23 protein-coding genes and 2 pseudogenes are annotated in these 21977 nt (G+C 67.9%); 11 read left to right on the forward strand and 14 right to left on the reverse strand.

What is annotated here, in order from left to right; translation table 11 throughout:
- Together J7E89_RS33145 and J7E89_RS33150 are read left to right on the forward strand one after the other, a co-directional pair.
- Positions 1-180, forward strand: a 180-nt coding sequence (locus tag J7E89_RS33145; protein WP_308315677.1) for a hypothetical protein, incomplete at its 5' end; no start/stop codon positions are given.
- A 418-nt stretch (positions 181-598) separates the two neighbouring features.
- Positions 599-811: a hypothetical protein gene (locus J7E89_RS33150; RefSeq protein WP_214978880.1), complete on the forward strand. Its 213-nt coding sequence runs from the start codon at positions 599-601 to the stop codon at positions 809-811.
- Between the two features lie 891 nt (positions 812-1702).
- Here J7E89_RS33150 and J7E89_RS42175 read toward each other — a convergent pair.
- From J7E89_RS42175 to iolC, 8 genes and pseudogenes are all read right to left on the reverse strand, one after another.
- Positions 1703-2215 (reverse strand): annotated as a pseudogene (locus J7E89_RS42175) (recombinase family protein); the annotation flags it as partial.
- Positions 2216-2233: 18 nt separating this feature from the next.
- Positions 2234-2392 (reverse strand): annotated as a pseudogene (locus J7E89_RS33160) (DUF4291 family protein); the annotation flags it as partial.
- Positions 2389-2880: a GNAT family N-acetyltransferase gene (locus tag J7E89_RS33165; RefSeq protein WP_214978882.1), complete on the reverse strand. Its 492-nt coding sequence runs from the start codon at positions 2878-2880 to the stop codon at positions 2389-2391. The pseudogene J7E89_RS33160 and the gene J7E89_RS33165, both read right to left, overlap by 4 nt.
- Before the next feature lie 131 nt (positions 2881-3011).
- Complete coding sequence (locus J7E89_RS33170; RefSeq protein WP_214978884.1) at positions 3012-4511, reverse strand: CoA-acylating methylmalonate-semialdehyde dehydrogenase; 1500 nt, start codon at positions 4509-4511, stop codon at positions 3012-3014.
- A gap of 31 nt (positions 4512-4542) precedes the next feature.
- Positions 4543-6423 carry a 3D-(3,5/4)-trihydroxycyclohexane-1,2-dione acylhydrolase (decyclizing) gene (iolD, locus tag J7E89_RS33175; protein ID WP_214978886.1) on the reverse strand — a complete coding sequence of 627 codons (1881 nt, stop codon included), beginning with the start codon at positions 6421-6423 and terminating at the stop codon, positions 4543-4545.
- Positions 6420-7337, reverse strand: coding sequence for a 5-deoxy-glucuronate isomerase (gene iolB, locus J7E89_RS33180; protein WP_214978888.1), 918 nt, complete (start codon positions 7335-7337; stop codon positions 6420-6422). Before iolB ends, iolD begins: the two co-directional genes overlap by 4 nt.
- Positions 7338-7364: 27 nt before the next feature.
- Positions 7365-8249: a deoxyribose-phosphate aldolase gene (locus J7E89_RS33185; RefSeq protein WP_308315678.1), complete on the reverse strand. Its 885-nt coding sequence runs from the start codon at positions 8247-8249 to the stop codon at positions 7365-7367.
- Entirely contained in the window at positions 8246-9235 is a 990-nt protein-coding gene (iolC, locus tag J7E89_RS33190) for a 5-dehydro-2-deoxygluconokinase (protein ID WP_214978890.1), read from the reverse strand. The genes J7E89_RS33185 and iolC overlap by 4 nt, the downstream gene beginning before the upstream one ends.
- A 126-nt stretch (positions 9236-9361) precedes the next feature.
- Here iolC and J7E89_RS33195 point away from each other — a divergent pair, with 126 nt between their 5' ends.
- The 5 genes from J7E89_RS33195 to J7E89_RS33215 all read left to right on the forward strand — a co-directional run bounded on the left by J7E89_RS33195 (position 9362) and on the right by J7E89_RS33215 (position 14170).
- Positions 9362-10273 carry a sugar phosphate isomerase/epimerase gene (locus J7E89_RS33195; protein ID WP_214978892.1) on the forward strand — a complete coding sequence of 304 codons (912 nt, stop codon included), beginning with the start codon at positions 9362-9364 and terminating at the stop codon, positions 10271-10273.
- Between the two features lie 208 nt (positions 10274-10481).
- Positions 10482-10679, forward strand: coding sequence for an AlpA family transcriptional regulator (locus J7E89_RS33200; RefSeq protein WP_214978894.1), 198 nt, complete (start codon positions 10482-10484; stop codon positions 10677-10679).
- Between the two features lie 344 nt (positions 10680-11023).
- Positions 11024-11239, forward strand: coding sequence for a hypothetical protein (locus J7E89_RS33205; protein ID WP_214978896.1), 216 nt, complete (start codon positions 11024-11026; stop codon positions 11237-11239).
- A 209-nt stretch (positions 11240-11448) separates the two neighbouring features.
- Positions 11449-11763 (forward strand): heavy-metal-associated domain-containing protein, encoded by a 315-nt coding sequence (locus tag J7E89_RS33210; protein ID WP_214978898.1) that lies wholly within the window; start codon positions 11449-11451, stop codon positions 11761-11763.
- Positions 11764-11857: 94 nt separating this feature from the next.
- Positions 11858-14170, forward strand: coding sequence for a cation-translocating P-type ATPase (locus J7E89_RS33215; RefSeq protein WP_214978900.1), 2313 nt, complete (start codon positions 11858-11860; stop codon positions 14168-14170).
- A gap of 328 nt (positions 14171-14498) precedes the next feature.
- On the opposite strand, the gene J7E89_RS33220 is transcribed toward J7E89_RS33215, so the two are convergent.
- From J7E89_RS33220 to J7E89_RS33245, 6 genes are all read right to left on the reverse strand, one after another.
- On the reverse strand, positions 14499-15788 hold the full coding sequence (locus J7E89_RS33220) for a citrate synthase (RefSeq protein ID WP_214978909.1): 1290 nt from the start codon (positions 15786-15788) through the stop codon (positions 14499-14501).
- Positions 15789-15984: 196 nt separating this feature from the next.
- On the reverse strand, positions 15985-18252 hold the full coding sequence (locus tag J7E89_RS33225; protein WP_214978911.1) for an ATP-dependent RecD-like DNA helicase: 2268 nt from the start codon (positions 18250-18252) through the stop codon (positions 15985-15987).
- Positions 18253-18340: 88 nt separating this feature from the next.
- Entirely contained in the window at positions 18341-18580 is a 240-nt protein-coding gene (locus J7E89_RS33230; RefSeq protein WP_214907630.1) for a hypothetical protein, read from the reverse strand.
- Positions 18577-18903: a DUF6247 family protein gene (locus tag J7E89_RS33235; RefSeq protein WP_251016094.1), complete on the reverse strand. Its 327-nt coding sequence runs from the start codon at positions 18901-18903 to the stop codon at positions 18577-18579. The genes J7E89_RS33230 and J7E89_RS33235 overlap by 4 nt, the downstream gene beginning before the upstream one ends.
- A gap of 137 nt (positions 18904-19040) precedes the next feature.
- A complete protein-coding gene (locus J7E89_RS33240) occupies positions 19041-19379 on the reverse strand; it encodes a hypothetical protein (protein ID WP_214978912.1) in 339 nt (112 codons plus the stop codon).
- Positions 19376-19543, reverse strand: coding sequence for a hypothetical protein (locus J7E89_RS33245; RefSeq protein WP_214978914.1), 168 nt, complete (start codon positions 19541-19543; stop codon positions 19376-19378). The genes J7E89_RS33240 and J7E89_RS33245 overlap by 4 nt, the downstream gene beginning before the upstream one ends.
- 188 nt (positions 19544-19731) lie before the next feature.
- On the opposite strand from J7E89_RS33245, the gene J7E89_RS33250 reads away from it, so the two are divergent.
- From J7E89_RS33250 to J7E89_RS33265, 4 genes are all read left to right on the forward strand, one after another.
- The gene (locus J7E89_RS33250; protein WP_214978915.1) at positions 19732-20556 is read left to right on the forward strand and encodes a helix-turn-helix transcriptional regulator; all 825 of its coding nucleotides are present in this window, start codon (positions 19732-19734) and stop codon (positions 20554-20556) included.
- The gene (locus tag J7E89_RS33255) at positions 20543-20767 is read left to right on the forward strand and encodes a DUF397 domain-containing protein (RefSeq protein WP_214978917.1); all 225 of its coding nucleotides are present in this window, start codon (positions 20543-20545) and stop codon (positions 20765-20767) included. The genes J7E89_RS33250 and J7E89_RS33255 overlap by 14 nt, the downstream gene beginning before the upstream one ends.
- A 117-nt stretch (positions 20768-20884) precedes the next feature.
- On the forward strand, positions 20885-21148 hold the full coding sequence (locus J7E89_RS33260; protein WP_251061427.1) for a hypothetical protein: 264 nt from the start codon (positions 20885-20887) through the stop codon (positions 21146-21148).
- A gap of 138 nt (positions 21149-21286) precedes the next feature.
- Positions 21287-21781 carry a hypothetical protein gene (locus tag J7E89_RS33265; protein WP_214978919.1) on the forward strand — a complete coding sequence of 165 codons (495 nt, stop codon included), beginning with the start codon at positions 21287-21289 and terminating at the stop codon, positions 21779-21781.
- Positions 21782-21977 lie beyond the last annotated feature (196 nt).

Below are 21977 nucleotides of genomic sequence, written 5' to 3' on the forward strand. Positions count from 1 at the left end.
ATGGGCGGCTCCAACCACCCCGACCACACGGTGCTCGCCCGGAAACTCCAGGACTACCTGCGGTGGCGCAACGCCAATGCCCGTCACCCCGACGTCCTGTCCGCCCAACGCCGTGAACGTGCCAGAGTCCGCAGCGAACGCCAGCAACGCTGGGGCCGCCCACGACTCAAAGCCGCCTGATCAAACCCGGCGAACGTTCGTGGCCAACGCACTAGCTGACTTGGGGGGCGGGTCTTTAGGACCCCATACCTACACCCTAACCAGGTGCCAGGTCCTCCCTGTCGGGTCCCCACACCGGCGCCCCCCTCGCGTGCCCCGCCAAGACATTACCAAAATTACCACTCCTCACATTTCCCTCTAAGGGCGATACTTGCGTATTTGAATGCCGATCTTCTACTTAAAGGAAAGTTGATACCCATCGGGTGCAATCTTCGGAGAATTGCAAGCGACCCCCTAAGGGTTCACCGCATAAATCGAACATCTCATTGACACTCGAAGATCAGTCTGCCTATTGCCTAAGTGACCTTGGGGGAAGGTTTCCGGTTCAAATAAAGTCGCAGCCTTCCCTCGATTTATCCAGCGGAAGGAAACGACGGGGATGTTTCATTTGGGCAGCCGGCGCATGCGCCGTGGCGCCGTTATCGTCGGTGCAACGGTAACTGCATCAGTCGTGCTCGCAGGCCAAGCATTCGCATGGGGTGGCGACTGGAACGGAGCGGGCGGTGGAGGCGGCGGGACTATCACCTTCCACAGTTCCAAAAAGGCGACGATCGATTTCACGATCGTCGACACGCAGAAGGATGGCTGGTGAACTCAAACCGACCTGGAGCTGGATCGCCCCGGGTGGACTGATGTCCCCGTCTCTGGAAGCTCAAAGGGTCGCGCCTGCGGTCACCAGGTGGGTGTCCACTGGAAGCGCGTCGTTGAGACTACGGGTGGAACGAACCTGCGCAGCATCAAGATACATCAGTGCCTGGTTCACTCGGACGGTAGCGGTAAGACCTGTCAGCAAATGAAGCGGGTATATAACCCGAGGTATTAGACGAGGTTGATGATCTTTGATGCGCCCCCCAAATGAAGGAGGCGCATCAAAGATCAAACGAACATCAAAATCTCAACGTACGCGCTCGGGGGTGAGATTAATGCTATCGGCAATATCTTTCGTTGCTTTAGTAATAGTCGCATCAGGTAGTGCGACAGGCGTCTGGGTCGGTATGCAATTCCGATCCCCCCGCGCTTTTCGACGTGACCGAGAGTTGCTTCGAATCATCGCCCTCGAGCCGGATGCTCTAAGGCACCCCAGTAAGGTTCCTTAGAGTTGCCACTGAGCCTTTTCCGAGCTGGCGGTGCTGACCTCGAGTTGGACGGTCCTGCGCAACGGCGAAGCTCCTGGTAGGCGGGTTCTCGACCAGAATCACCCGCGTTCGCCAGGAGCCTCGCCTGTTTGTCTACACGTCCTCGACAGCTCGGAGGCAGGAGAAGACAGCCCCGGTCGTCCGTCTCCCCCCGTGACGGACGGCCGGGGCCTTGTGCTGTCCGGGAGGGTTCCCGGGCTCAGTTCAGGTTCATACAGGTTGCGGGCTTGAGGCGCTTCTTGTTGACCCAACCCTTCTTGCCCTCCAGCAGTCCGCTGCGGGTGCGGCCTTCCGTCCTTGGCACGGTCGATCATGGAGTCGATGAGTCGGCGTGAGGTGTCATCGCTGGAGCGGCAGGCATGCGCAACTTCGATGCGCAGAAAAAAGCGGTCATCGGGGTCTGCGAGATCGCGCCGGTTCGCCTGCCCGTGCAGGGTGATGTCGTGATCGTCCGCGATCTGCAACAGCTCTTCCAAATCGCGCGGTTGCCGCATCAACCGGTCGGGGTGGTAGGTCAAGACGTGACGGACGCGTCCTTCTCCAGCCTGGGCAAGCAGAGCGTCCCACCCCGGGCGCTTCCGCTTGCGCTGCCATGCCGAACGGTTGTTGTCCACGAAGACCTGGTCCTCGGCAACCCTGAGCCCGAGACGTTCGGCCACATCGCGGCAGATGCGCTCTTGACGATCTACTCCGGTCTGGTCGTCGTCGTTGACATGGGAGATCCGGCAGTAGATCGCTGCTGATTCCCCCGTCCAGTCGGAACGGTGCTTCTTAGTCCTCTGCGGCCCGACCGCCTGCTGTGCACGAAGGGCTCGCAGTGAACGGGCACTGGCCTGCTGGTCCTTGTCGTCTGTCGTCATGAAAAGAGACTATGAACGCGGCTTGGTCCACGTCATCCGATCCCGCTTCCAGGCAGCGGGGAAGCGGCCGTCGCGCGCGGCCGGGAGGCCGATTGCGGGGGCGTACGCCTGGTAGACGGTGACGGTGGTGTCCGTGTGCAGCGCGCGTATCTCGCGTATGTCGCGCATCTCGGTCATCGGAGAGCCAAGTGCATGATGTGCAGGCCGACGTAGCCCCGGGTGGGGTGGTTGAACCCTTCCGGGAGCGTCCCGATCACGTCGAAGCCGATCGACTTGTACAGCTTCACCGCGTGGATGTTCGTCTCCACGACCGCGTTGAACTGCATCGCCCGGAAACCCGCCTCGCGCGCCCATTCCACGCTGTACTCACAGAGCGCCCGCCCCACGCCCTGCCCCGAGTGCTTGGGGTCGACCAGGTAGGTGGCGCTCGCGATGTGGGAGCCATTACCCATGTGGTTACGGTTCATCTTGGCCGTGCCGAGGACCGTACCGGCGTCATTGACCGCGACGACCGTACGGTTCGGAGCGGCCAGGAACCACCACTCGCGGCCGTCGTCCTCGCCGAGGTGGAGCGGGTAGGTGAGAGTCTCGCCCGCGGCAACGATCTCGTGGAAGAACGGCCAGATGGCGGGCCAGTCCTGAGCGGTGGCTTCCCTGATCAACATCCGGCCAGGATGCCGCTCCAAAGCGCGGGCCGCCAACACCTTTTCACGGTGATTACCTCGGAGATCAGCTCCAAACGCCGAAAGGCCCGTACGGAAACAGTTCCGTACGGGCCCAGGAGGCGTCCGGTGGATCAGTGGTTGCGCGGGAAGCCCAGGTCGACGCCTGCCGGGGCGTCTGCCGGGTCCGGCCAGCGGGTCGTGGTGACCTTGCCGCGGGTGTAGAAGTGGATGCCGTCGTTGCCGTAGATGTGGTGGTCGCCGAAGAGCGAGTCCTTCCAGCCACCGAAGGAGTGGTAGCCGACCGGCACCGGAATCGGCACGTTCACGCCGACCATGCCGGCCTCGATCTCCAGCTGGAAGCGCCGCGCCGCGCCGCCGTCGCGGGTGAAGATCGCGGTGCCGTTGCCGAAGGGCGACGCGTTCATGAGGGCCACGCCCTCTTCGTATGTGTCGACGCGCAGGACGCAGAGGACCGGGCCGAAGATCTCGTCGCGGTAGGCGTCCGAGTCGGTGGAGACCTCGTCGAGGAGCGACAGGCCGATCCAGTGACCGTTCTCGAAGCCCTCGACCGTGTGGCCCGTGCCGTCCAGGACGACCTTGGCTCCCTGGGCCACGGCGCCCGTGACGTACGAGGCGACCTTGTCGCGGTGGGCTGCGGTGATCAGCGGGCCCATCTCGGACGTCGGGTCGTTGCCGGGGCCGATCTTGATCTTCTCGGCGCGCTCGCGGATCTTGTCGACCAGCTCGTCACCGATCGCGCCGACCGCCACCACCGCCGAGATCGCCATGCAGCGCTCACCCGCCGAGCCGTACGCCGCCGAGACCGCAGCGTCGGCGGCCGCGTCCAGGTCGGCGTCCGGCAGCACCAGCATGTGGTTCTTCGCGCCGCCGAGCGCCTGGACGCGCTTGCCGTTCGCGGAGGCGGTCTGGTGGATGTAGCGGGCGATCGGGGTCGAGCCGACGAAGGAGACCGCCGCGATGTCCGGGTGGTTGAGAAGCCCGTCTACCGCGACCTTGTCGCCGTGCAGGACGTTCAGTACGCCGTCGGGCAGCCCCGCCTCCGACGCCAGTTCCGCGAGCCGCACGGAGGCCGACGGGTCCTTCTCGCTCGGCTTCAGTACGAACGTGTTGCCGCACGCGATGGCCAGCGGGAACATCCACATCGGCACCATGGCCGGGAAGTTGAACGGTGTGATGCCGGCCACGACGCCGATCGACTGGCGGATCGAGGAGACGTCGACACGGTTCGATACCTGCGTCGACAGCTCCCCCTTGAGCTGCGTCGTAATGCCGCACGCCAGCTCGACGATCTCCAGACCACGCGCGACCTCACCCAGCGCGTCCGAGTGGACCTTGCCGTGCTCGGCGGTGATCAGCGCGGCGATCTCGTCGCGGTGGGCGTCCAGCAGCGCGCGGTAGCGGAAGAGGATCGTGGTGCGCGCCGCGAGGGAGGAGGTGCCCCACGTCGCGTACGCGGCCTTCGCCGCCGCGACGGCGGCGTCTACCTCCTCCACCGAGGCGAGCGCGACCTGCGTGGTCACCTCACCGGTGGCCGGGTCGGTGACCGGGCCCCAGTTGCCCGACGCGCCCTCGACGGTCTTGCCGCCGATGAAGTGGTTGACGGTCTTCATCCCAGAACTCCTTGTATTGCAGTGGGGTCGGTCAGAGATGGCGGCGTCGCGCAGCGGCTTGACGGTCGTACTCCTCCCGGGCCTTGACCGTCGACGGGCGGGTCGCGGTCTCGGCCACGGGAACATCCCACCACGCCTGGGCGGCAGGCGCGCCCGACACAGTGTCGGGCGTTCGCGTCTCGACGTAGACACATGTGGGGCGGTCGGACCGGCGCGCCTCCGCCAGAGCTTCCCGCAGGTCACGCACGGTCTTGGCGCGGATGACGTACATCCCGAGCGAGCCGGCGTTCGCGGCCAGATCCACCGGGAGCGGCGCGCCGGTGTACGTGCCGTCGGGCTCCCGGAAGCGGTACGCCGTACCGAAGCGCTCGGCGCCCACGGACTCGGAGAGGCCGCCGATGGAGGCGTAACCGTGGTTCTGGAGGATGACGACCTTGATGGGGAGGCGCTCCTGCACGGCGGTGACGATTTCGGTGGGATTCATCAGGTACGTACCGTCGCCGACCAGCGCCCACACCGGGCGGCCGGGCGCGGCGAGCTGGACGCCGATGGCGGCGGGGATCTCGTAGCCCATGCAGGAGTAGCCGTACTCGACGTGGTACTGGTCGCGGGAGCGGGTCCGCCACAGTTTGTGCAGGTCACCGGGGAGGGAGCCGGCCGCGTTGATGAGGATGTCGTCGTGGGTGACGAGGCTGTCCAGTACGCCGAGGACCTGGACCTGAGTGGGCCGGTCGTCCCCGTCGGGCGCGGCGTACGCGGCGGTGACGCGGTACTCCCAGCGCGCCTTGGCCTCGCGGTATTCGGTGACGTAGGCGTCGGGGACGCGGTGGCCGGCGAGAGCGTGCTTGAAGGACTGGAGTGCTACGCGCGCGTCGCCGACCACCTGCTGGGCGCCCATCTTGTGGGCGTCGAAGCCGGTGATGTTGAGGTTGACGAAGCGGACGTCCGGGTTCTGGAAGAGGGTCGCGGAGGCCGTGGTGAAGTCGGAGTAGCGGGTGCCCACGCCGATCACGAGGTCGGCGCTGCGGGCCAGCTCGTCGGCGGTGGCCGTGCCCGTGTGCCCGATGCCGCCGACGTCCGCCGGGTGGTCGTACGGGAGCGATCCCTTGCCCGCCTGGGTGGAGGCGACGGGGGTGCCGGTCGCCTCCGCGAAGGCTTCCAGGGCCTGCTCGGCGCCGCTGTGGTGGACTCCGCCGCCCGCGATCAGGAGGGGGCGACGGGCGGCGCGGAAGGCCTCCACTGCCGCGAAGAGTTCACGCTGGTCCGGCTCCGGGGCCCGTACCTGCCAGACGCGCTCCGCGAAGAACTCCTCCGGCCAGTCGTACGCCTCCGCTTGCACATCCTGCGGCAGCGCGAGCGTCACAGCGCCCGTCGCGGCCGGGTCGGCGAGGACCCGCATGGCCGCGAGCGCCGCCGGGATCAGGGCCTCGGGGCGGGTGACCCGGTCGAAGTACCTGGAGACCGGGCGCAGACAGTCGTTGACGGACACATCACCGGCGTACGGAACTTCCAGTTGCTGGAGTACGGGGTCGGCCGGCCGGGTCGCGAACGTATCGCCGGGGAGGAGCAGGACCGGGAGGTGGTTGATGGTCGCGAGGGCGGCGCCGGTGACGAGGTTGGTGGCGCCGGGGCCGATGGAGGTGGTGACGGCGTGCGCGGAGAGGCGGTTGCTCTGGCGGGCGTAGCCGACGGCCGCATGCACCATGGCCTGCTCGTTGCGGCCCTGGTAGTACGGCATGTCCTCCGAGCCGGGTTCGAGGAGCGCCTGGCCGATGCCGGCGACGTTGCCGTGGCCGAAAATGCCCCAGGTGCCGGCGATCAGGCGGTGGCGGGTGCCGTCGCCGCGCTCGGTGTACTGGCGGGCGAGGAAGGCTACCAGCGCCTGTGCGGTGGTCAGTCGGCGGGTGGTCACTGCGCCAGCTCCTCGGGTCCGTACAACGGCAGTCGGGGGTCAACAGGCTGCGAAGGCCAGGTGTCGCGGATCCAGCCGTGGTCGGGGTGGTCGCGAATCAGCCACTCCCGCTCCTCGCCGGACCCCGGACCGGCCATCACATTGAGGTAGTAGAGGGTGTGGCCGGGCGCGGCGATGGACGGGCCGTGCCAGCCGTCGGGGATGAGAACGGCGTCGCCGGTGCGGACTTCGGCGAGGACGTCCGTACCTCCGGGGCGGGACGGCGAGACGCGATGATAGCCGAGGCCGCTGTCCCGGCCGTCCCCCTCTGTCTCTTCTGTCTCGAAGTAGTAGATCTCTTCGAGCTCGGATTCGACACCGGGGTGGTGCTCGTCGTGTTTGTGGGGCGGGTACGACGACCAGTTGCCGCCGGGGGTGAGGACTTCGACAGCGATGAGCCGGTCGCACTCGAATACGCCCGCCGCCGCGAAGTTGTTGACCTGGCGCGAGCAGTTGCCGGTGCCGCGCAGTTCGACGGGTACCTCCGGCGCGGGGCCGTAGCGCGCGGAAAGTCGTCGCTCGCACCTCGCTCCTGCCAGGGCGAAGCGGCCTCCGGCGCCGGAGGAGATCCGGGCGTGGGCATCGCGGGGTACGTAGGCGAAGTCCGTCACTGAGGTGAACACGCTTTTCCTGCCCAGCAGTTCGAAGCTCTCGCCTTCCACGTCGACCGTACAGCCGCCGCTCAGCGGCAGCACGATCCACTCACTGTCACCGGCCGCGAGCGGGTGCGAGCCGCCGGGCGGCAGCTCCAGCACGCGCAGGCTCGAATAACCCCAGTCGGCCCGCTTGGGGTCGATGTCCAGGGCGTACGGACCCTGCGCGGCGGCTCCCGCCCGTAGAACCCGTGGAACATGCGTGTCATCGTTGTCCGTCATGCCGTCTCCCTACCCCTCACCCTCGCGCTACAGCAGTCCCACGGCCGTGTCGACCGCCCCCGCCACGTCCCCGTCGGCCGGATAGAGCAGCGACCGGCCGACGACCAGGCCCTGGACGGTCGGCAGCCGCAGCGCCTTGCGCCACTTCTCGTACGCACCATCCTGGTCCGCGCCGACCTCGCCGCCGAGCAGCACGGCGGGGAGGGTCGAGGTCTCCATGACCCGCGCCATGTCCTGCGGGTTCTCCGTCACGGGGACCTTCAGCCAGGTGTACGCGGAGGTGCCGGCGAGGCCGGAGGCGATGGCGATGGAGCGGGTGACGGCCCCGGCGCTCAGGTCGTTGAGTACTTTCCCGTTCACGCGGCGACAGATGAACGGCTCGACGAAGACGGGCAGCCGGCGTTCGGCCATGGCGTCGATGGTGCGGGCGGTGGCGTGGAGGGTGGCCAGCGATCCGGGGTCGTCGTAGTCGATCCGCAGGAGCAGCTTGCCCGCGTCGAAGCCGCGGCTCTCCAGGTCCTGGGCGCGGGGGCCCGTGAAGCGGTCGTCTAGTTCGAAGGTGGCGCCGGCCAGGCCGCCGCGGTTCATGGAGCCGATGACCACTTTGCCGTCGAGAGCGCCGAGGAGCAGCAGGTCGTCGAGGATGTCGGCGGCCGCCAGTACGCCGTCGACGCCAGGGCGCGAGAGGGCGAGGCAGAGCCGCTCCAGCAGGTCGGGGCGGTCCGCCATGGCGAGTTCGTGGTCACCGACGCCGAGGGCGCCCCGGGCCGGGTGGTCGGCAGCGATGATCATGAGCCGTCCGCTCGCGCCGATCAGGGGCCGGCGGGGGCGGCGGGCGGCGGCCTCGGCGATCGCTTCGGGGTGGCGGGTCCGTACCCGTACGAGGTCACAAATGCGCAGGCCGGTGGTCACGACGTGCTCTCCTGCGGGGGCACTCGGCCGCCCGCGAGAACCTGCTCGACCTCTGCCGGGTGCGGCATCGCGGAGGAGCAGGCGAGACGGGCGGCGACGATGGCTCCGGCGGCGTTGGCGTACCGCATGACGCGCTCCAAGTCCCAGCCCGCGAGCAGGCCGTGGCACAGGGCTCCGCCGAAGGCGTCGCCCGCGCCGAGTCCGTTGAGTACGTCGACGGGTACCGGCGGGGCTTCGGCCGTCGTACCGTCGCGGTGCATGGCCAGCACGCCCTTGGGTCCCTGTTTGACGATGGCGAGTTCGACCCGGGGGGCGGCGAGCAGGGCGCGGGCGGCGGCGTACGGCTCACGCTCTCCGGTGGCGATTTCGCACTCTTCGAGGTTTCCGACGGCGATGGTGGCGTGCCGAAGGGCTTCGGCGTAGTACGGGCGGGCGTCGCCGGGGTCAGACCAGAACATCGGCCTCCAGTCGAGGTCGAAGACCGTCACACCACCGGCACTTCGCGCTCCCAGCGCCGCGAGCGTCGCCGAGCGGCTCGGCTCCTCGCACAGGCCGGTGCCCGTCATCCAGAAGGTCCGCGCCGAACGGATCGCGTCCAGGTCCAGCTCCTCGGCCCGCAGCTCCAGGTCCGGCGCCTTCGGCTGCCGGTAGAAGTAGAGCGGGAAGTCGTCCGGCGGGAAGATTTCACAGAACGTCACCGGGGTCGGCAGGTCCGCGACCCCGGTCACCCAGCGGTCGTCGACGCCGAACCGCCGTAGTTCCTGGTGGAGATAGTCGCCGAACGGGTCGGTCCCGGTGCGGGTGACGACGGCCGTGCGCCGGCCCAGCCTGGCCGCGGCGACCGCCACGTTGGTGGCCGATCCGCCGAGGAACTTGCCGAACGTGTCGACCTGCGCCAGCGCGACGCCGGCTTGCAGCGGATACAGGTCCACCCCGATCCGGCCCATCGTGATCAGGTCGTACGGCTCGTACGAATTGGGCAGCATGCGCGTCCCTCCGGTCCGGCGACTGCACCCAGGTCTAGTGGGCGCCGCCGGGCCCTGTCAACAGTTTGTCCTTACATTCGGACGAAGGGTTGACACCCTTCTCGGACGGCCGGAAAGCTGACGTCCATGACTTCTCCCGCACCCGCGCCGACCCGCATCCGGGTCGGCTCCGCCCCCGATTCCTGGGGGGTCTGGTTCCCCGACGACCCACGGCAGGTGCCCTGGGAACGCTTCCTCGACGAGGTCGCCGAGGCCGGCTACCCCTGGATCGAGCTCGGCCCGTACGGCTATCTCCCGACCGACCCCGCCCGCCTGACCGACGAGACGCGCCGACGGGGGCTGTCCGTCTCGGCGGGCACGGTCTTCACGGGGCTGCACCGCGGGCCGGAGGTCTGGGACGCCACCTGGAAGCACGTCGCGGACGTCGCCGAGCTGACCAGGGCCATGGGGGCGGAGCACCTCGTCGTCATCCCGTCCTTCTGGCGGGACGACAAGACCGGCGAGGTACTGGAGGACCGCACGCTGACGCCCGCTCAGTGGCGGATGCTCGCGCGGCAGACCGAGCGGCTCGGGCGCGAGGTGCGTGAGCGGTACGGGCTCAAGATCGTCGTCCACCCGCACGCGGACACGCACATCGACAGCGAGGAGAACGTCACCCGCTTCCTGGACGCGACCGACTCCGCCCTGGTGTCGCTCTGCCTGGACACCGGCCACTACGCGTACTGCGGCGGGGACAGCGTCAAGCTCATCGAGACGTACGGAGAGCGGATCGGCTACCTGCACCTCAAGCAGGTGGACCCGGAGATTCTCGCCGAAGTCGTCGCGAACGAGGTGCCGTTCGGGCCGGCCGTCGGGCGGGGCGTGATGTGCGAGCCGCCGGCCGGGGTACCGGCACTGGAGCCCGTACTGGCGGCGGCCGGGCGGCTGGATGTGGACCTGTTCGCGATCGTCGAGCAGGACATGTACCCGTGCCCGCCGGACAAGCCATTGCCCATCGCGCGGCGCACGCGCCGCTTCCTGCGCTCCTGCGGCGCCTAGGTCGTTGGCGCGCGGCCCATTCGTTGGACTCCTGTCACACATGTCCGGGTTACGCAGGTCTTCCGTCACAGGCTTACGACAGCCCCTCTCCGACCGTCACTCTCCGTCGTTCAACGGGCACAGGCTGAGTGATCGCCAGCGTTCGCGCCCCAGCCCCCCCGGACGGCCCCCCGGCCGCCGCTGAGGCGCACGCAGGGAGGTGCCACAGATGACTGACCGAAGACTCTGGTCGTACAAGGAGATTGCCGCGCACATCCGGGTCCAGCCGGACACCGTGCGTTCGTACCGCAAGCACGGGCTGCTTCCGGCGCCCGACCACGTGGAGAGCGGCAAGCCCTACTGGTACGCGGACACCATCCGGACGTGGGTGTCACGCCGGCCCGGCAACAGAGGCCGTAAGGACTGAGAGCCGAGTACGGAGTCGGTCTTCGGCATGCGAAGGCCGACGCCGTGCTCGGCCGTCCGTTCCCGGCTACCGTCCCGGCCGCCCGACCCCGCCACTAAATGCCCTTTTCGCTTCACCTGTGCATCGATGCACCCAAGATGCAGATATCTCATGCCATCTCATTTCTCATATACCGCGCCAGCCATTTGCGGGGCTATTTCATGAGGGCAAAACTGCACGTCAGGGGGATCTTGTGATGCCGATGTGTGCACCGGAAGGAGACTTAAGAGTAAGTTGCCGGGCGGCCCGACAGCGTGATTGCATCCGCTGCGAGAACCCCATCGCATTTAATGAAAGGGCGAGTAATGCGCGAGAACTTCACCCCGGTCGAGACCAGCGAGCTTTCCGACGACGCGCTGGACGGCATTGCCGGTGGTATGGCCAGCGCCGGCGCCAACGTCGCCGGTCACGGCGCCTCCCTGAACATCGGCGACATCGCCGGCGCCGCCCAGTCCGTCGCGGCCACCCTGCCTCTTTCGCAGGTCACCGGCCTCGTCGCGGTGCAGACGACCGGCGTCTGACAGCGACGCAGGAGCATTACTCGGCCCACGCAGGTCGGCGCCTGAGCCCCGGAACTTCCAGTTCCGGGGCTCAGGCGTTTCTCGCCGCGCGGAGGTAGTCGCCATCCATACCCCCTAGGGGTATAGTGTGAACAACGTCAGGAAGTCACGACACCCACGCGGCTTTCTGGGGCACCACGACTGCGTACGCCTTCGAGAGGAAGAATGACATGACCGCCGAGACCGAGACGAAGACCGAAGCCACCGCGACCGGCTCCTGCTGCTCGCCGTCCGGCTCCTGCCACGACACCTCGGCCGAGGTCCAGGTGGGCGCCGTCACCACCGTCTACCAGGTGAGCGGAATGACCTGCGGCCACTGCGAAGGCGCCGTCGCCGGCGAGATCTCGGAGATCCCCGGCGTCACCTCGGTGAAGGCGGTCGCCTCCACCGGCCGGGTGACGGTCGTCTCCGACGCCCCGCTGGACGTGGAAGCCGTACGCGCCGCCGTCGACGAGGCCGGTTACGAGCTCGTCGGCCAGGTCTGAAACCCGCGGGCCTCCCCCCTTCTTCGGCCGGGCCGTACGGGACCAGTTCATACTGGCTCCCGTACGGCCCGGCCTGTTTTCCTGGAGCAAGAAGATGACCAGCACAGCGCACGAGGCGCCAACCGTCGACCCATCGGACACGTCCCAGGTGGAGCTCTCCATCGGCGGGATGACCTGCGCCTCCTGCGCCGCCCGCATCGAGAAGAAGCTCAACCGGATGGACGGCGTCTACGCCACCGTCAACTACGCGACCGCGAAGGCGAAGGTCAGTTACGCCGACGGGGTGGGCGTCGGGGACCTCATCGCCACCGTCCAGAAGACCGGCTACACCGCCGAAGAGCCCGCACCGCCTCCCGCCACCGCCCCGGCTCAAGAGCCGGCGGCCGAGCGCGGGTACGACCCGGCCCTCGCCGCACTGCGGCAGCGCTTCCTGGTCTCGCTCGCCCTCTCCGTCCCCGTCGTCGTGCTCGCGATGATCCCCTCACTCCAGTTCGACAACTGGCAGTGGCTCTCGCTGACCCTCGCCGCGCCGGTCGTCGTCTGGGGCGGGCTGCCGTTCCATCGGGCCACCTGGACCAACGTCCGGCACGGCGCCGCCACCATGGACACCCTCGTCTCCGTCGGCACGCTCGCCGCGTTCGGCTGGTCGCTGTGGGCCCTGTTCTTCGGACGCGCGGGCATGCCGGACATGCGCCACAGCTTCGAACTCACGGCGTCGCAGAGCACCGACGGCGCTTCGACGATCTACCTCGAAGTCGCCGCCGGAGTCGTCACGTTCATCCTCCTCGGCCGCTACCTGGAGGCGAAGGCCAAGCGGAAGGCGGGAGCGGCGCTGCGCGCGCTGATGGAGCTCGGGTCGAAGGACGTGGCGGTGCTCCAGGGCGGTGCGGAGGTGCGCATCCCGGTCGACGGCCTCGCCGTCGGCGACCACTTCGTCGTACGCCCCGGGGAAAAGATCGCCACCGACGGCACGGTCACCGAGGGCGCATGCGCGGTCGACGCCTCCATGCTGACCGGCGAATCCGTACCGGTGGACGTGACCGCCGGGGACACCGTCACCGGCGCCACCGTGAACACGTCGGGCCGGATCGTCGTCGAGGCGACCAGGATCGGCGCCGACACCCAGCTCGCCCGCATGGCCCGGCTCGTCGAGGACGCCCAGAACGGCAAGGCGGACGTGCAGCGCCTGGCCGACCGCATCTCCGCGGTCTTCGTCCCCGTCGTGCTGCTCATCGCCCTCGCCACGCTCGTCACGTGGCTCCTGGTCACGGACGACTCGACCGCCTCCTTCTCCGCGGCCGTGGCGGTGCTGATCATCGCGTGCCCGTGCGCACTGGGGCTGGCCACGCCGACCGCGCTCATGGTCGGCACGGGACGCGGCGCCCAGCTCGGCATCCTGATCAAGGGCCCGGAGGTGCTGGAGTCGACCCGGCGCGTGGACACCGTCGTACTCGACAAGACGGGAACGCTCACGACGGGCCGGATGGAGCTCCACGACGTCTTCGCGGCGCCCGGCACCGACGAGGCCCTGCTGCTGCGCCTGGCCGGCGCGCTGGAGCACGCATCCGAGCACCCGGTCGCCCGGGCCGTGGCGGCGGGCGCCGCCGAGCGGACCGGGCCACTGACCGGCGAGGTGGAGAAGTTCGAGAATGTGGCGGGGCTCGGGGTACGCGGCCTGGTCGACGGCCACCAGGTGCTCGTCGGGCGCGAGGCGCTGCTCGCCGAGGCGGGCGTGAAGCTGCCGCCCGAGCTGGCCGACGCCAAGGCGGCGGCGGAGGCCCGGGGGCGTACGGCGATGGCCGTGGCCTGGGACGGGTCGGCGCGCGGCGTCCTGACCGTCGCGGACGCCGTGAAGGAGACCAGCGCGGAGGCGGTGGCGCGGCTGCGCGAGCTCGGACTGACCCCGGTCCTGCTGACCGGCGACAACCGGGCGGTCGCTGAGTCGGTGGCCCGTGCGGTCGGGATCGACTCCGGCGATGTGTACGCCGAGGTCCTGCCGCAGGACAAGGCCGACGTCGTGAAGCGGCTCCAGGCCGAGGGGCGCAGCGTCGCGATGGTCGGCGACGGCGTGAACGACGCGGCCGCGCTGGCCACCGCCGATCTGGGGCTCGCGATGGGCACGGGTACGGACGCCGCGATCGAGGCGGGCGATCTGACGCTCGTACGGGGAGATCTCAGGGTGGCGGCGGATGCGATCCGGCTGTCCAGGAGGACGCTGGTCACGATCAAGGGCAATCTTTTCTGGGCCTTCGGCTACAACGTCGCTGCCTTGCCGTTGGCCGCCGCCGGGCTGCTCAACCCCATGATCGCCGGATTCGCGATGGCGTTTTCCTCGGTGTTCGTAGTGACAAACAGCCTCCGGCTGCGTACCTTCACAGGACGCACACAAAGTGACACACGTCACTGAGATTTGAGGGTAACCATTCGGCCGGCTCGCGAGTCTAAGTGGGCGATGCCAAGAACGTCTTGGGGGACGTTCACGGAAGGTCTTGGGGGACATTCCGGGCAAGCGTTGGCCGGGACACGTGCACTGGGGAGCTTTGAGCGGCCCTCCCGTACGTACGCGTCCCGGCAGACCGCGTGTGGAGCTTCTGTGCCCAACAGACGCCCGGCCGGATCCCGTGGGGGGAATCCGCTCCGGGAAAAGGGAAGCGCCCCGCATCGTCGACCCGTGGGGGGATCGGCGGCGGGGCGCTTTCCGCTTTTCAGCGGGTGACGCGGTGGGGCGGGTGGTGTCAGCGGCCCTCGACCGGAACGAAGTCGCGCAGGACCTCGCCCGTGTAGATCTGGCGCGGGCGGCCGATGCGCGAGCCCGGCTCCTTGATCATCTCGTGCCACTGGGCGATCCAGCCCGGCAGACGGCCCAACGCGAAGAGCACCGTGAACATCTCGGTCGGGAAGCCCATGGCCCGGTAGATCAGGCCGGTGTAGAAGTCGACGTTCGGGTAGAGCTTGCGCGAAACGAAGTAGTCGTCGGCCAGCGCGTGCTCTTCGAGCTTGAGCGCGATGTCGAGCAGCTCGTCGTCCTTGCCCAGGGCGGAGAGAACGTCGTGCGCCGCAGCCTTGATGATCTTCGCCCGGGGGTCGAAGTTCTTGTAGACGCGGTGCCCGAAGCCCATGAGCTTCACGCCGTCTTCCTTGTTCTTCACCTTGCGGATGAAGTTGTCGACGTCGCCGCCGTCGGCCTGGATGCCTTCCAGCATCTCCAGGACCGACTGGTTGGCGCCACCGTGCAGCGGGCCCCACAGGGCGCTGATGCCGGCGGAGATCGAGGCGAACATGTTCGCCTGCGAGGAACCGACCAGACGCACGGTGGACGTCGAACAGTTCTGCTCGTGGTCCGCGTGCAGGATCAGCAGCTTCTCGAGCGCCGCGACCACGACCGGGTCCGGCACGTACTCCTGCGCCGGGACCGAGAAGGTCATGCGCAGGAAGTTCTCGACGTACCCGAGGTCGTTGCTCGGGTAGACGAAGGGGTGGCCGATCGACTTCTTGTACGCGTACGCCGCGATGGTCGGAAGCTTGGCGAGGAGGCGGATCGTCGAAAGGTGACGCTGCTTCTCGTCGAACGGGTTGTGGCTGTCCTGGTAAAACGTCGACAGCGCGCTGACGACCGACGACAGCATGGCCATCGGGTGCGCGTCACGCGGGAAGCCGTCGAAGAACCGCTTCACGTCCTCGTGCAGCAGTGTGTGCTGCGTGATCTCGTTCCTGAAGGCGGCAAGCTCGTCGACCTTGGGGAGCTCCCCGTTGATCAGCAGGTACGCCACCTCCACGAAGGTGGAGCGCTCAGCCAGCTGCTCAATGGGATATCCGCGGTAGCGCAGAATGCCCTGCTCACCGTCGAGGTAGGTGATCGCGGATTTATAGGCGGCTGTGTTGCCGTATCCGCTGTCGAGAGTCACCAGCCCGGTCTGGGCCCGGAGCTTCCCGATGTCGAAGCCCTTGTCGCCGACGGTGCTGTCGATCACCGGGTAGGTGTACTCGTCATCGCCGTACCGCAGTACTACAGAGTTGTCGCTCACGTCATCCCTCACCGACGTAGTGCCTCTTCTTCGAGGTGCCCTGACTGTCTCTACCATCCCCCATTTGGCTCAGCAGAGTGCACTCGGGGTCGGCCATTAGGCCCATTCGCGGCACTCAGTGCCGCCAACCTGCTCATCCTGCCCCCTTACCCCCGGTTCTGGAAGTCGAGGGAGACGTTTGCCATGAACAGTCCCCCTATAGGGCGGTTTGCGCTGTGGCGCGGCTCCTCTCAATCCGTCCGGCGAGCCGGTGATCGAGCGCCGTACACCGCCGGCCTGCGGAAACCGTACGAACGGCCTGGCCGATCGCCTTGCGCGACCCCACGAGCACGACCAGCTTCTTGGCCCGGGTGACCGCCGTATAGAGCAGGTTCCGCTGCAGCATCATCCAGGCGCCTGTGGTGACCGGAATCACCACCGCCGGATACTCGCTGCCCTGCGAGCGGTGGATCGTCACGGCGTACGCGTGCGCCAGCTCGTCCAGTTCGTCGAAGTCGTACGGAACCTCCTCGTCCTCGTCCGTCAGCACCGTCAGGCGCTGGTCGTCCAGGCTGAGCGAGGTGACCACACCCACGGTGCCGTTGAAGACCCCGTTCTGTCCCTTCTCATAATTGTTGCGAATCTGGGTCACCTTGTCTCCGACGCGGAAGACCCTGCCGCCGAATCTCTTCTCCGGCACGTCCGGCCTGGCGGGCGTAATCGCCTGCTGGAGCAAGCCGTTGAGCGCGCCCGCGCCGGCCGGGCCGCGGTGCATGGGGGCCAGCACCTGGATGTCACGCCTCGGGTTGAGGCCGAACTTGGCGGGGATGCGGCGGGCGGCCACATCGACCGTGACCCGCCCGGCGTCCTCGGTCTCGTCCTCGACGAAGAGGAAGAAGTCCGGCAGTCCCTCGGTGATGGGCGGAACGCCGGAGTTGATGCGGTGGGCGTTCGTCACCACGCCGGACTGCTGGGCCTGGCGGAAGATCCGGGTCAGGCGGACGGACGGGACCGGCCCGCCGTCGGCCAGCAGGTCGCGCAGCACCTCCCCCGCGCCCACCGACGGCAGCTGGTCCACATCGCCCACCAGCAGCAGGTGCGCGCCCGGCGCCACGGCCTTCACCAGCTTGTTGGCGAGCAGCAGGTCGAGCATGGACGCCTCGTCGACGACGACCAGGTCGGCGTCCAGCGGGCGGTCCTTGTCGTACGCCGCGTCGCCGCCCGGCTTGAGCTCCAGGAGCCGGTGCACGGTGGACGCCTCGGCCCCGGTGAGCTCGGCCAGACGCTTGGCCGCCCGCCCGGTGGGAGCTGCCAGCACCACCTTGGCCTTCTTGGCGCGGGCCAGTTCCACGATGGAGCGGACGGTGAACGACTTGCCGCAGCCGGGTCCACCGGTCAGCACGGCGACCTTCTCGGTCAGCGCCAGCTTGACCGCCGCCTGCTGTTCGGGCGCCAGCTCGGCGCCGGTACGCTCCGCCAGCCACGCCAGCGCCTTGTCCCACGCCACGTCCCGGAACGCCGGCATCCGGTCCTCCGGGGCGCGCAGGAGCCGCCGGGTCTGCGCGGCGAGGGACACCTCGGCCCGGTGGAAGGGGACGAGATAGACGGCCGTGACGGGATCGCCCTCGCCACCCTCCTGAGGCGGCACCTTTTCCCGTACGACGCCCTCGTCCGCCGCCAGTTCGGCCAGGCAGTCGATGACCAGCCCGGTGTCCACCTGGAGCAGCTTCACGGCGTCGCTGATCAGCTGCTCCTCCGGGAGGTAGCAGTGACCCTGGTCCGTGGACTGCGACAGCGCGTACTGGAGGCCGGCCTTCACGCGCTCCGGGCTGTCGTGCGGGATGCCGACGGACTGGGCGATCTTGTCGGCGGTGAGGAAGCCGATGCCCCACACGTCGGCGGCCAGGCGGTAGGGCTCGTTCTTCACTATCGAGATGGAGGCGTCGCCGTACTTCTTGTAGATGCGCACAGCGATGGAGGTCGAGACTCCGACGCCCTGGAGGAAGATCATGACCTCCTTGATGGCCTTCTGTTCCTCCCAGGCCGCCGCGATCATCTTCGTCCGCTTCGGACCGAGCCCCGGCACCTCGATCAGCCGCTTCGGCTCGGTCTCGATCACGTCCAGGGTGTCGACGCCGAAGTGCGTGGTGATCCGGTCCGCCATGACCGGGCCGATGCCCTTGATCAGCCCGGAGCCGAGGTAGCGGCGGATGCCCTGGATTGTGGCGGGCAACACGGTGGTGTAGTTCTCCACCGTGAACTGCTTGCCGTACTGCGCGTGGGAGCCCCACCGCCCCTCCATGCGCAGCGACTCACCGGGCTGCGCGCCGAGCAGCGATCCCACGACGGTGAGGAGATCGCCGCCGCGGCCGGTGTCAACGCGGGCAACGGTGTAGCCGTTCTCTTCGTTGGCGTAGGTGATCCGCTCCAGGACGCCTTCGAGTACTGCGAGAGCCGCCGGAACCGCTGCTGCTGGACTGGACATGACCCGACGGTACCGCCGGGGTCCGACAGGGCGGGAAGCCTGTGGACGACTCGGTTGTCACTCGCGGTACGCAGAGGGCGGGCGGCGCTCAGAGCGCCACCAGGTCGACCACATTGATCACGATATGGCGGTTCGAAACGACGTACGTCACAAATCCGCCGGTGAACGCCGCCGACCAGCTGTTGTCTCTGTTGCTCGTAGCGGGCGGACCAAATGGGTTGAGTGCGAGACGCTTTTCAAGCTCTGCGAGTGAAGTGCGCTGAGGTGCGGAGAGCGCCGCCTTGCGCCGAGCAGCCCGGTCCGCGTAACGGATCGCGTAGGCGCTCACCCCTCGCCCCTCGCATTCACCGGATGATTGTCCGCGTCGTACGCGTTGCCTTCCTCGTCGCGGAAGACCATCCCCTCGGTGTCGCCCTCCGCCATGCGCTTGATGGTGTGCTCCACATCGTCCAGGTAGCCGGGAGTCGCGCAGGCACAGGCAAAGGGGAACCACTTGTCGAGTACACCGTCCAGGGCCGCGTGATCGAAATCGGCCGCCGCACTCAGCCATTCCTGCTCGAACGCCTGAAGCCAGTCCGGGCGTCGCTGCAGCGCCACCCGAACGGCCTCCGGGGTTCTCTCGCAGGCCTCCGGGTCCACTTCGAGGACCATGATCAGCTCCTTCGGTGGTGGGTACGGACGAGAGCGCCCATGCTAAAGCCGACCGGAACCACCCGCCCCGTGAACCGCATGGGTCGCCCCTGAAGGAGTGCTTCACTCCCGTTGGGAGTCGCCCTCCCCCCAATCACCTAGCTGTCGCCGTGCCCTCGCTCAGCCTCGGGGCCTCCATCCTCGTCGGGCATCAACTGACTCAGCAGCCCTCCCCTGCTTTCCGCGACGCGCTTGACGTCACGCAGCGACTCGGTCAGCCTGCTGGCGAGGTAGTGCAGCTGCCTGCTGGTCGCTCTGCCGTCGGCGAGCAGATCGGCCGCGTGACTGAGCAGATCGCCCGCCATGCCGAGCTGCACGCTCTCGGTGTTGTCCGCAAAGCGGGACACATACCCGGTGCCGTCGCCGAGGACGTAGCACGGTTTACCCTCCGGGCCGGCCCACGGCAGCAGTCGCACCGTCCGGTGCTCACTCTTCACGCGGCGACCTCCACCCCATGAATCAGCCGAGGCCCGACGTCCACCCCGTGCACCGCGAGCCACAGCGCCCGCCGCCTCGCCCGCTGTTGTGCGCTGCCCTCCCCGTGCAGGGGGAACAGAAACCGCGACAGCTGCTCGAAGATACGGGCGATACAGTCCCTCATGTCGACCTGCTTTCTTCAGGTTGGCCATGCCCCCGGGCCGTTCACATCGGCCGCGGGGGTCTGCTCTGTGCATTGACGCGCGATCGCTGCTTTGTGTAGCGAACCCCTCACACAGTGGCGTCACCCCTGGCTACGCTGCCAGTAGTCGGAGCTTGACAGCGCGCCCGTCAGGTCGGGGAGTTGGCCGCATGGAGAAAAGCCGCAAGCCGCGTACGCCACGTGAGAAGTACGGAGAGGAACTGAGACTCCGCCGGACAGCGGCGGGCCTTACCCAGGAGGCCCTGGGCGATCAGGTGGTGTGCTCACCAACACTGATCAGCCACTTCGAGGCAGGAAGGCGGCTCCCGAACCCTGATGACGCGCAGCGGATCGACCGGGCGCTGGGGACGGACGGGTTCTTCGCGCGCTGGTTGCAGGATCTGGAGACGAAGTACGCCGATCACTTCGCGGCCGTTGCCGAATTGGAGCAACAGGCGGAGTTGATCCAGCAGTTCGCGCTCTCCCTGGTCCCTGGCCTGCTTCAGACGGACAGCTACGCGCGTGCGCTGTTCCGCGCTTACCGGCCGAATCACACGCGGGAAGAACTTGACAGGGACGTTGTCATTCGAACAGAGCGCTCCCGGATTCTCGACGGCCCGTTGAACCCGGTCCTATGGACCTTGCTGGACGAAGCCGTGCTCAGGCGCCGGGTCGGCGGACCCCACGTCATGACTGAACAGCTACGCAAGATCGCGGACATGGCCGAGACCGGCCGGCTGCGGCTGCATGTGCTGCCGTTCGGGGTCGGGGCCCACGCGCTCCTGGAGGGCCTGCTCACGCTCATGAACTTCGAGGACTCCGCACCGGCTGCCTACGTCGAAGGACTACTCACCGGACACTTGTTGGATGATCCGGCCCTGGTGAGTGCTAGTCAGACGGCCTACGCTCTTGCACTGAGCGATGCGATGTCGCAGCAGGAGTCACTGGCCCTCGTCAGGGCGGCAGCAGAGGAACACGAATATGGTCAACAGTGAGCACACCGTCTCCGACTCGTCCGTCCTCGCCGGGTGGTACAAGTCCAGCTACAGCGGCGGCAACCAAGGTGAATGCCTAGAGGTCGCGCGCGGCTACGCCGGAGTGCCCGTACGGGACAGCAAAGCCGTGAACGGCCCGGCGCTCGTCTTCTCGGCTGACGGCTGGTCGTCGTTCGTCACCGCAGTCAGGGACGGCCGCATCGGCGCCTGACGCGTCCGCTCGTCACGGCCCGGCCTGCGGGTCCTGGGCCGTCACGAGAAAGCTCACACCCGAACCGAGCAGGCTAATCACGTGCGTGTTGGTGGCGAGACCACCAGACTCACGGGCATGAATACGAAGATCACCCGTATCAACACGCAGATCGAGGAACTGCAGAGCCGGCTGCGGGAGGCCGAGACTCATCTTGAACATCTCGCGATCACCCGGAAGACCGTCACCGCTCTCGCTGACCGGCTCCCTGCCCAGATCTCCGCGGCCGACCGGCCCGAGCACCCGGGCTACCCCCGCATCCTCACCGTCTTCAACGAGGCCACCCGCCCCCTCCGGGCCCGTGAATCGCCCCGGCTCGAGTGGAGACTCGATTCCATGTAGGGATTGAGTCATGGTCACCGTTTCACGCTGCCGCAGGTCCCATGCGAATTCCTCTCGATCTCAGGACGGACCGTAGCCGTCTGGATGTGCACTTCAGTGCATGACGCGCCTGGGCCGTGCTCGCGCAGCAGATCGCCCGTGAAGAAGAGCAGCGCCGTGCCCTGGCTACTTCGTGCGGCGCTGGAGGGCGACGCCCGGGACGTCCTAGCCCTGCTGCTGGTCAGCCGGGGCCACTGCCAAGTGCAGGGCAGGGCCCCGGCCCCCGACACCGACCTCACCGGCCAGCGCGTGATCGTGGACGCCTTCCTCGCGGCGGCACGCGGCGGCGACTTCGAGGCGCTGGTCTCGGTGCTCGACCCGGATGTGGTGGCGCGGTCCGACGGCGGCGCGCTGGGGAGCCTGGTACGCCACGGCGCGCGGACGGTGGCCGGGCAGGCCATCGCCTTCGCCCGCTTCGCGCAGTACGCACACCCCGCGCTGGTCAACGGGACAGTGGGAGTCGTCGCGACCTCGGAGGGCCGGGCGCTCTCGGTCATGTCGTTCACGATCGCGCACGAAAAGGTCACCGCGATCGACACCCTCAACGACCCGGAACGCCTCCGCCGCCTGGACCTGTCCTTCCTGGACAGCTGACGGCCGGCCCACAGATCGGTGCCGCGCGGACCGCGTCGGCAGCAAATATCCGACCGCCCTACCAGTCTCACCAGCCCCATCGAACACGGATACACTCATTCCTCAACCAGCCCCTCTGCACAAGGCAGTTGGGTCAATACGGGGGTATTTCTGGTGAGAAGTTCACGGAACTCCGGAACGCAGCCACGCGCCATCA

Origin of the sequence: Streptomyces sp. ISL-100 (assembly GCF_018614615.1) — a bacterium.
In the GTDB taxonomy this organism is placed as follows: Bacteria; Actinomycetota; Actinomycetes; order Streptomycetales; family Streptomycetaceae; genus Streptomyces.